This window comes from Streptomyces sp. rh34, from assembly GCF_002551245.1.
Taxonomy (GTDB): domain Bacteria; phylum Actinomycetota; class Actinomycetes; order Streptomycetales; family Streptomycetaceae; genus Streptomyces.
The window spans coordinates 1-8,320 of the sequence record NZ_NTGZ01000303.1; the positions used below are offsets into that span (position 1 = coordinate 1).

Annotated in this window: 10 protein-coding genes; 2 read left to right on the forward strand and 8 right to left on the reverse strand. The window is 72.0% G+C overall.

All coding sequences use genetic code 11. From position 1 onward, the window contains the following. Positions 1 to 8: 8 nt before the first annotated feature. The 6 genes from mug to CR470_RS33220 all read right to left on the reverse strand — a co-directional run bounded on the left by mug (position 9) and on the right by CR470_RS33220 (position 6,152). Positions 9 to 542, reverse strand: a complete 534-nt coding sequence (gene mug / locus CR470_RS33195; protein ID WP_257138998.1) for a G/U mismatch-specific DNA glycosylase — start codon at positions 540 to 542, stop codon at positions 9 to 11. 68 nt (positions 543 to 610) lie between these two features. Further along, positions 611 to 2,053 (reverse strand): adenylosuccinate lyase, encoded by a 1,443-nt coding sequence (gene purB, locus CR470_RS33200; protein ID WP_179892455.1) that lies wholly within the window; start codon positions 2,051 to 2,053, stop codon positions 611 to 613. A gap of 96 nt (positions 2,054 to 2,149) precedes the next feature. After that, positions 2,150 to 3,049: an SGNH/GDSL hydrolase family protein gene (locus tag CR470_RS33205; RefSeq protein WP_097871169.1), complete on the reverse strand. Its 900-nt coding sequence runs from the start codon at positions 3,047 to 3,049 to the stop codon at positions 2,150 to 2,152. Between the two features lie 76 nt (positions 3,050 to 3,125). Continuing rightward, on the reverse strand, positions 3,126 to 4,145 hold the full coding sequence (locus CR470_RS33210) for a hemolysin family protein (RefSeq protein WP_097871170.1): 1,020 nt from the start codon (positions 4,143 to 4,145) through the stop codon (positions 3,126 to 3,128). Continuing rightward, positions 4,142 to 5,479 (reverse strand): hemolysin family protein, encoded by a 1,338-nt coding sequence (locus CR470_RS33215; protein WP_097871171.1) that lies wholly within the window; start codon positions 5,477 to 5,479, stop codon positions 4,142 to 4,144. Before CR470_RS33215 ends, CR470_RS33210 begins: the two co-directional genes overlap by 4 nt. Before the next feature lie 238 nt (positions 5,480 to 5,717). Beyond that, a complete protein-coding gene (locus CR470_RS33220) occupies positions 5,718 to 6,152 on the reverse strand; it encodes a GNAT family N-acetyltransferase (RefSeq protein ID WP_097871172.1) in 435 nt (144 codons plus the stop codon). 94 nt (positions 6,153 to 6,246) lie between these two features. Between CR470_RS33220 and CR470_RS33225 the strand changes: the two genes are divergently transcribed. Next, positions 6,247 to 6,474 (forward strand): hypothetical protein, encoded by a 228-nt coding sequence (locus tag CR470_RS33225; RefSeq protein WP_010062312.1) that lies wholly within the window; start codon positions 6,247 to 6,249, stop codon positions 6,472 to 6,474. Then, positions 6,471 to 6,842, forward strand: coding sequence for a hypothetical protein (locus CR470_RS33230; protein ID WP_018957883.1), 372 nt, complete (start codon positions 6,471 to 6,473; stop codon positions 6,840 to 6,842). Before CR470_RS33225 ends, CR470_RS33230 begins: the two co-directional genes overlap by 4 nt. A 132-nt stretch (positions 6,843 to 6,974) precedes the next feature. Here CR470_RS33230 and CR470_RS33235 read toward each other — a convergent pair whose 3' ends face one another. Together CR470_RS33235 and bioD are read right to left on the reverse strand one after the other, a co-directional pair. After that, the gene (locus CR470_RS33235; protein WP_097871173.1) at positions 6,975 to 7,655 is read right to left on the reverse strand and encodes a class I SAM-dependent methyltransferase; all 681 of its coding nucleotides are present in this window, start codon (positions 7,653 to 7,655) and stop codon (positions 6,975 to 6,977) included. 127 nt (positions 7,656 to 7,782) lie between these two features. Further along, a partial coding sequence (bioD, locus tag CR470_RS33240) for an ATP-dependent dethiobiotin synthetase BioD (protein WP_097871175.1) occupies positions 7,783 to 8,320 on the reverse strand: 538 nt, incomplete at its 5' end.

Here is an 8,320-nt window from a genome sequence, read left to right on the forward strand (position 1 = left end):
GGGGCGGCTCAGTCGGCCGGGGCGGGGCCGGGGGCGGGCCGGTCGGCCGGGGGCTGTATGGGCAGGGCGTCCCGGAGGCGGGCGAACTCCTCGGCCATGCTCTGGACCGTCCAGTGGGCGTTGAGGCCGCTGGGGTTGGGGAGAGCCCACACGCGGGCGCCGCCGACCGTGCGGTCCTGGGGGCCGATCCGGGCCCGGGGTTCCCCGAAGGCGGTGCGGTAGGCGGTGATGCCTACCACCGCGAGCCACTGAGGGGTGAGCAGTTCGACCTTGGCCGTCAGATGGGCCCCGCCCTCCCTGAACTCGTCCGCGGTGAGCTCGTCGGCCCGGGCCGTGGCTCGCGCCACCACGTTGGTGATGCCGAGTCCGAGACCGAGCAGTTCGGCCTGCTCCGAGGGACGCAGCTGCCGGGGTGTGAAACCCGAGCGGTGCAGCACCGGCCAGAACCGGTTCCCGGGGTGAGCGAAATGGTGGCCCGTCGCCGCGGTCATCAGGCTCGGGTTGATGCCGCAGAAGAGCACGCGCAGACCGCCCGCGGCCACATCGGGGACGATGCGGTCACGGGCGGCGCTCAGCTCTTCGGGGGGGCATACGGTGAGGGCGATGCCGGTCAGAGGATCGAGCCGGGGGTGTACTTCGCGGCCTCGGGGTACTGCTCGGTGATCTCCTCGATACGGGAGACCAGCGACGAAACCTGGTCGCCGGCGGCACCCGTGAACGAGAGCTTGTCGGCCATCAGCTCGTCCAACTGCGCGCGGTCCAGCGGGATCCGCTCGTCCGCGGCGAGCTTGTCGAGCAGCTCGTTGCGCTCGGCGCCCTGCTCCCGCATCGCGAGGGCGGAGGCGACCGCGTTCTCCTTGATCGCCTCGTGCGCCACCTCGCGGCCCACCCCGGCGCGTACGGCGCCCATCAGGACCTTGGTGGTGGCCAGGAACGGAAGGTAACGGTCCAGCTCGCGCGCCACGACCGCGGGGAACGCGCCGAACTCGTCCAGCACCGTCAGGAAGGTCTCCAGGAGGCCGTCGAACGCGAAGAACGCGTCCGGGAGCGCCACCCGGCGGACCACGGAACAGGACACGTCGCCCTCGTTCCACTGGTCGCCCGCCAGCTCGCCGGTCATCGAGGCGTAGCCGCGCAGGATCACCATCAGACCGTTCACCCGCTCGCAGGAGCGCGTGTTCATCTTGTGCGGCATCGCGGACGAGCCGACCTGGCCGGGCTTGAAGCCCTCGGTCACCAGTTCGTGGCCGGCCATCAGCCGGATGGTCTTCGCCACCGAGGAGGGTGCCGCGGCGAGCTGCACCAGTGCGGTGACCACGTCGTAGTCGAGCGATCGGGGATAGACCTGACCGACAGAGGTGAACGCCTCGGCGAAGCCGAGATGTCCGGCGATGCGCTGTTCCAGGTCGGCGAGCTTGCCGGCGTCGCCGCCGAGCAGGTCCAGCATGTCCTGCGCCGTGCCGACCGGGCCCTTGATGCCCCGCAGCGGGTAGCGGGCGAGGAGGTCCTCCAGGCGGCCGTGGGCGACCAGCAGCTCGTCGGCCGCGGTCGCGAAGCGCTTGCCCAGCGTCGTCGCCTGCGCGGCCACATTGTGCGAGCGTCCGGCGATGACGAGCTCGCGGTACTCCGCCGCGAGCTTGCCGAGCCGGGCCAGTACCGCCACGGTGCGGTCGCGCATCAGCTCCAGCGAAAGGCGGATCTGGAGCTGCTCGACGTTCTCCGTCAGGTCCCGGGAGGTCATGCCCTTGTGGACCTGCTCATGACCGGCGAGGGCGTTGAACTCCTCGATCCGGGCCTTTACGTCATGCCGGGTGATCTTCTCGCGCTCGGCGATCGAGGCCAGGTCCACCTGGTCCAGCACACGCTCGTAGTCGGCCAGCGCCGCATCGGGCACCTCGATCCCGAGGTCCTTCTGAGCGCGCAGCACCGCCAGCCACAGCTGACGCTCCAGCTTCACCTTCTGCTCGGGGGACCAGAGGACGGCCAGCTCCGCCGAGGCGTAGCGGCCGGCCAGGACATTGGGGATGCGAGGCTTCGCAGACACAGCAGTCACGTAAAGGGATTCTACTGGCGGTTTGTGCAGGCCAGCGACGCGCCCTTGTTTGTGGCTTGCTACGAAAGGCCGGGAAGGCCCGGCCGCCGTTGTGAGCTAGTCGGCCTCGGCGGTGCGCACCGCGGCGTCGGGGGAGACGGCGCGGTGCCATCCCGTCACCGGGCCAGGTGTCTCGGCGTCCGCGGGCGTGATCCAGAAGGCCCTGCCCGTCGCGGCGTCGAACTGCGCTCCGGAACGTCCGTCGCCGGAGGAGCGGCCGGTGAGCCGCCGCCCGATCCACGGGGCCAGGTGCCGGCGGGCGAAGCGGATGTCCTCGGTCCGTCGGGAGGCCCAACGCGGGGGCGCGGTCGCGGGGACCGGCGTCCACCAGTCGAGCTCGGCGGGAAGCCCCAGCGCCTGCCAGACGGCCTCGGCGACGCGCCGGTGGCCCTCGGCGTTCAGGTGCAGCCGGTCCACGTCCCACATGCGGGGATCACTGAGCGACGGCGCGCTGTAGAGATCGACCACCGTGGCCCCGTGCCGGGCGGCCAGGTCGTCGATCAGGGTGAACAGTTCCTCCATGCGGGGCCGGAACCGCTCCAGCACCGGGCCGTTGCGGGCGGGGCTGCGCATCAGGACGAGTTGCTCGCAGGAGGGGGCCAGGCGTTCCACGGCCTCTTCCAGCCGCCCCTTGACCATGCCCATGTCGCACTTCGGGCGCAACGTGTCGTTGAGTCCGCCGACGAGCGTCACCACATCGGCCCGGAGCGCGGCCGCCGCGTCCACCTGCTCGTCGACGATCTGGCCGATGAGCTTCCCGCGCACCGCGAGGTTGGCGTACCGGAAACCGGGTGAATGGTCGCCGACCGACCGATCACCGGGGACCCGGGCCGCCAGTCGGGAGGCGAGGACGTCGGCCCAGCCCCGGTACGTGCCGTCGGCGAGCAGGTCCGACATGCCCTCGGTGAACGAGTCGCCCACCGCGACGAGACTGGTGTAGGAGGCATTCAATTCCATGGCCCGGTGATCCTACCGCGCCGGCCCGCGGCCGGGCCCGCCGAACGGCCCTACCGCGGGCCGGTGAACCGGCGGATCAGCGGGACTGCGGCCGTCCGACGAGTTCGCGGAGCACGTCCTCCATCGTGACCATGCCGGCCAGCCGGTCTCCGTCGTCGAGAACGGCCGCCAGGTGGGTACGGCTGCGCCGCAGAGCGGTGAGCACGTCGTCCAGCGGAGTCGCCGCCCGGACGCGGGCGATCGGCCGCATCGCCGTCACCGGGAAGGGAACGTCCCGGGGCGTCGCGTCCAGGGCGTCCTTCACATGGAGGTAGCCGAGGATCCGCTGCTCGCTGTCCATGACGGGGAAGCGGGAGAACCCCGACTCGGACGAGAGCCGCTCCAGCTCCTCCGGAGTGGTGCCGATCCTGGCGTACAGCACCCGGTCGACCGGCATGACCACGTCCCGTACCGGTCGGCGGCCCAGCTCCAGAGCGTGGTGGAGGCGTTGCGCGGAGCGGTCGTCGACCAGTCCGGCGTCCCCGGCGTCCTGGACCAGCCGGGCCAGTTCGTCGTCCGAGAACGTCGCGGAGACCTCGTCCTTCGTCTCCACCCGCAACAGCTTGAGCAGGGTGTTGGCGAACGCGTTGATCGCGAAGATCACCGGCCGCAGGGCACGGGCCATCGCCACCAGCGGGGGGCCCAGCAGCAGGGCGCTCCGCGCCGGTTCGGCCAGGGCGATGTTCTTCGGCACCATCTCGCCCAGGAGCATGTGCAGATAGGTCGCCACGCCCAGCGCGATGACGAACGACAGCGGGTGGATCAGCCCGTGCGGCACCCCCACCGCGTCGAAGGCCGGTTCCAGCAGATGCGCGATGGCCGGTTCGGCGACGATGCCCAGCACCAGGGTGCAGAGCGTGATGCCGAGCTGAGCGGCGGCGAGCAGCGCGGAGACGTGCTCCAGGCCCCAGATGACACTCCGGGCCCGCCGGTTCCCGGCCTCGGCCTCCGGTTCGATCTGACTGCGGCGCACGGAGATCAGGGCGAATTCGGCGCCCACGAAGAAGGCGTTGGCCACGAGGGTCAGCAGGCCGATGAAGAGCTGGAGAACGATCACCGCTCGTCCTCCGTCCGGTCCTCGGTCCCCGGCAGCGGGGCGTGCAGCAGGGCCCGCGCGGCACGGCGGCCCGAGGCGTCGACCACGTCGATCCGCCATCCTTCCAGCTCGACGCTGTCGTCCACCGTCGGGATCCGTCCGATCTCGGCGGCGATCAGCCCCGCGAGGGTCTCGTAGGGTCCGTCCGGCACCCGCAGGCCGATCCTGCGGAGCTGGTCGGTGCGCGCCGCCCCGTCGGCCGACCACAGGGTCCGCCCGTCGGCGTCCTCACCGGCGGCGGCGAGGTCGGGCGTCTCGTGCGGATCGTGCTCGTCCCGGACCTCGCCGACGACTTCCTCCACGATGTCCTCCAGTGTCGCGACCCCCGCCGTCCCGCCGTACTCGTCGATCACCACGGCCATGGCGAGCCTTCCCGACAACCGGTCCAGCAGCCGGTCCACGGTGAGCGTCTCCGGTACGAGCAGGGGCTCGCGCAGCAGTTCCGATACGCGGGTGCGGGGCCGCCGGTCGGCGGGGATCGCCAGGACGTCCTTGATGTGGGCCACACCGACCACGGTGTCCAGGCTCCCCCGGTAGACGGGGAAGCGGGACAGTCCGGTCGCCCGCGTGGCGTTGGCGACGTCCTCGGCCGTCGCGTGCAGCTCCAGCGCGGTCACCTGCACCCGCGGCGTCATCACGTTCTCCGCGGTCAGCTCCGAGAGGTTCAGCGTGCGGACGAACAGTTCGGCCGTGTCCGCCTCCAGCGCACCCGCCTTGGCGGAGTGCCGGGCCAGCGCCACCAGCTCCTGCGGACTGCGGGCGGACGCCAGCTCCTCGGTCGGTTCCAGACCGAAGCGGCGCACGATCCGGTTGGCCGTGTTGTTGAGGTGGCTGATGAAGGGCCGGAACAGTGCGGTGAACCCTCGTTGCGGTGTCGCCACCGCCTTGGCCACGGCGAGCGGGGAGGAGATCGCCCAGTTCTTCGGGACCAGCTCGCCGACCACCATCAGGACCACCGTGGACAGCGCCGTACCGAGGACGAGCGCCAGGGTGGACGCTGCGGCGGGAGGCAGTCCCGCCGCCTCGACGGGGCCACGGATCAGCTTGGCGATGGACGGCTCGGAGAGCATGCCGATCACCAGATTGGTGACGGTGATGCCGAGCTGGGCGCCCGAGAGCTGGAAGGTGAGGCTCCGGACGGCCTTGAGCGCGCTCGCGGCGCCTCGGTCGCCCCGCTCGACAGCCCGTTCGAGCTCGCCGCGCTCCACCGTGGTCAGGGAGAACTCCGCCGCGACGAACGCGCCGCAGGCGACGCAGAGCAGCAGGGCGACGAGCAGCAGAAGCACTTCGATCATCGGTTCACCTCCGTCCCATGATCGGGCAGGGTCGGGGGGACCGCGCGGTGTCGGCGGTATCGGCTACTGGGAGGCTCGCCCATGGACGGACGCTCACACCTTTCGGCAGGGGGTGACGGAGGGCATGTCATCGTAGGGCGTCTGCCCAGCAGCGCTCCGCCTACCGCGTCAATGTCCGCCGTACCGGTCGGGGACCGCCGTACCGCACCAGTGCCCCAGTGCCTACCGTACCCGCCCCTCAGCCCGTCAGGTGCTTCACCCAGCGGCTCCACTGCGGCTCGGGCTCGTAACCCGCCGCGCGCCACGCCTGGTGGGCCGACGTGTTGCGGTCGAGGACCATGGCGTCGGCGCGCCGCCCGCCCAGCGCGACGAACCGTTCCTCGGCCGCCGCCAGGAGGGCGCCGCCCACACCTCGGCGCCGCTGGTCCGGGTGGACCGCGAGCCGGTAGAGATGGCAGCGCCAGCCGTCGAAGCCCACGATGACGGTGCCCGCCAGCGCCCCCTTCCGCACCGCGAGTATCAAGGCGCCGGGGTCCCGTTCCACCAGGCGTGCGACCCCGTCCTCGTCGTCGCTGATGCTGGTGCCCTCAGCGGCCACCTTCCAGAAGGCGAGGACCTCGTCCAGATCGGCCGGGGTCGCGGACCGTATCGAAAGATCGTTCATGACGGCCATCCCACCATCCGCCGCGACGGGGCGTCGATCGCATTTCACCGTGCGGCCGACGCTCCTCTTGCCGGTGCTAGCACGGCCGCGCTAGCGTGGTCGGGTGCCCAAGACTCAGCTGAACGTTCGAGTGGACGAGGCCACCGCCGAGGCCGCGCGGCAGCGCGCGCTGCAGAGGGGGATGAGCGTGAACCGCTACATAGAGGAACTCGTCCAGCAGGACGCGGGCGAGGTGGGACACACCTTCGTCGAGGCCGCGGCCGACTTCATGAAGCAGTACGAGTCGGTGTTCGCCGAGGAGTTCGGCCCGGAGCGCGAAGGCACCCGTTGAACCTGCGGATCGACCTTTCCTGGTTGCTGATGGTCGCCGAGCACAAGACGCCCGGAGACCCGCAGGTCGTCGACTGGGGCGCGCTCGTCGCCGCCGTCGCACGGCACGACGCGGAGATCTTCGGCAGCGCCGTCTACAGCGACCCGCACGCGCGGGCGGCCGCCCTGTTGCAGCTGCTGCTGCATGTGCCCGCACTCGAACACTCCAACGCGATGTTCGCCTCGGCCGTCGCGTACGGCTACCTCGTCGCCTCCGGGCTCAAGGTCATCACCTCGCCCGAGCAGGTCCGCGATCTGGCGCTGCTCGTGAAGCAGGGCAAGGCGGACGTGCGGGCCATCGCCGACGAGCTGCGGCAGTGGAGCGTATGAGGCACGGGCCGAACACCCCACGACCGGCCGGGCGGAACGCCCCACGACAGGCCGGGGGGAACGCCCCACAGCAGACCGGGCAGAGCACGCCACGGCAGACCGGGCGCACCACCTCGCGATCCGGCTCCGTCCTCAGCCCTCGGTGAACGGCTTGCGCGCCACGCCCAGGACGCAGGGGGAGGAGGGCACCTGGAGGCCCGTCTCCGGGATCCGCAGCCTGCGGTACGCGCCCATCTCGAAGCCCGCCGCCGCGATCGCGGCCAGCGGGTCCCGGGCCGTGTGGCAGCCGCCGAAGAGAAGCGGCCACAGGGTCCGGTCGGCCACCCGCTGCGCCGTGGCCAGCGCCCGGCCGCCCGGCGCCGTCCCGTGCTCGAAGAACCGCAGTTCGCCGCCCGGCCGCAGGACCCGCCTGATCTCGGCGAGCGCCCGGGGCACATCCCGTACGGTGCACAGGACCAGGGACGCCACCGCCCCGTCGAAGGCCTCGCTCTTGACCGGCAACGCCTCGGCCGCCCCCGGCACCACGTCCACCGGCACCTCCGCGCGCAGGGCGGAGCGGGCGGCGAGCAGCCGCAGCGAGCGTTCCGGTTCCAGCGCCACGACCTCCGAGACGGCACCGGGGTAGTGGGCGAAGTTCAGCCCGTTCCCGGCGCCGATCTCGATGACCCGGCCGGAGAGCCCCGACAGGAGCTCCTCGCGGTACGCGGCGATGCCGCCCTTCCGGTCGGCGGTCACGCTCACCCGTGCGTAGAAGCGGGCGAAGACCGGGTGGTGCACGGCGTCCCGGGGGAGCTTCCTGCTGCGCAGTTGCATGACGGACCTCCGCTGAGGAGTCGACGTGACGCTTGAGGGGCGGACGTGACGTTCCTCCACGATTCTCCCCCGGATCGCCCCGGCGGGAATCCCCGAGGATCGCCCGAACGCCCCTCGAAGCGCCCCGTCAGCGCGTGGCCCAGGCTCCTCCGAGCTCCGGAGCCAGCCAACCCGGCGCGCGCGCCGCGAAGGCGGCGCCCGACAGCGAACCCGCGCCGGCCGGTACCGCGCCGAGCAGCGGTGCACCGGCCGCCACCGGCAGGTCCTCGATATTGCAGCGGGACGCGAGGTCAGGCTCCGCCGGCATGCTGCCGATCACGACGCCCCGGCAGCTCAGCCCCCGGTTCCGCAGCGCCTCGGCCGTCAGCGCGGTGGCGTTCAGCGTGCCCAGGCCGGCGGGGGCCACCAGCAGTACCGGCGCGGACAGCAGACGGGCCGCGTCCGCGAGCGTGCCGCCCTCGTCGTCGAACCGTACGAGCAGTCCGCCCGCACCCTCCACCAGCACGAGGTCGTGCTCGGTGGCCAGCTTCTCCGCGGCCTCGGCGACCTCGAACGGCCGCACGGGCGCGAGCCCCGCCCGCCGGGCGGCCGTGGCCGGAGCCAACGGCTCCGGAAAGCGGGCCAGTTCGACCGCCGTCACATGGCTCCCCGCCAGGCGCGCGGCC

What these genes read in the sequence shown, in the direction of transcription:
- CR470_RS33205 (WP_097871169.1), bottom strand. Translation starts at nt 3,049, where the DNA reads ATGGAATTGAATGCCTCCTACACCAGTCTCGTCGCGGTGGGCGACTCG.
- CR470_RS33215 (WP_097871171.1), bottom strand. Translation starts at nt 5,479, where the DNA reads ATGATCGAAGTGCTTCTGCTGCTCGTCGCCCTGCTGCTCTGCGTCGCC.
- CR470_RS33220 (WP_097871172.1), bottom strand. Translation starts at nt 6,152, where the DNA reads ATGGCCGTCATGAACGATCTTTCGATACGGTCCGCGACCCCGGCCGAT.
- CR470_RS33235 (WP_097871173.1), bottom strand. Translation starts at nt 7,655, where the DNA reads ATGCAACTGCGCAGCAGGAAGCTCCCCCGGGACGCCGTGCACCACCCG.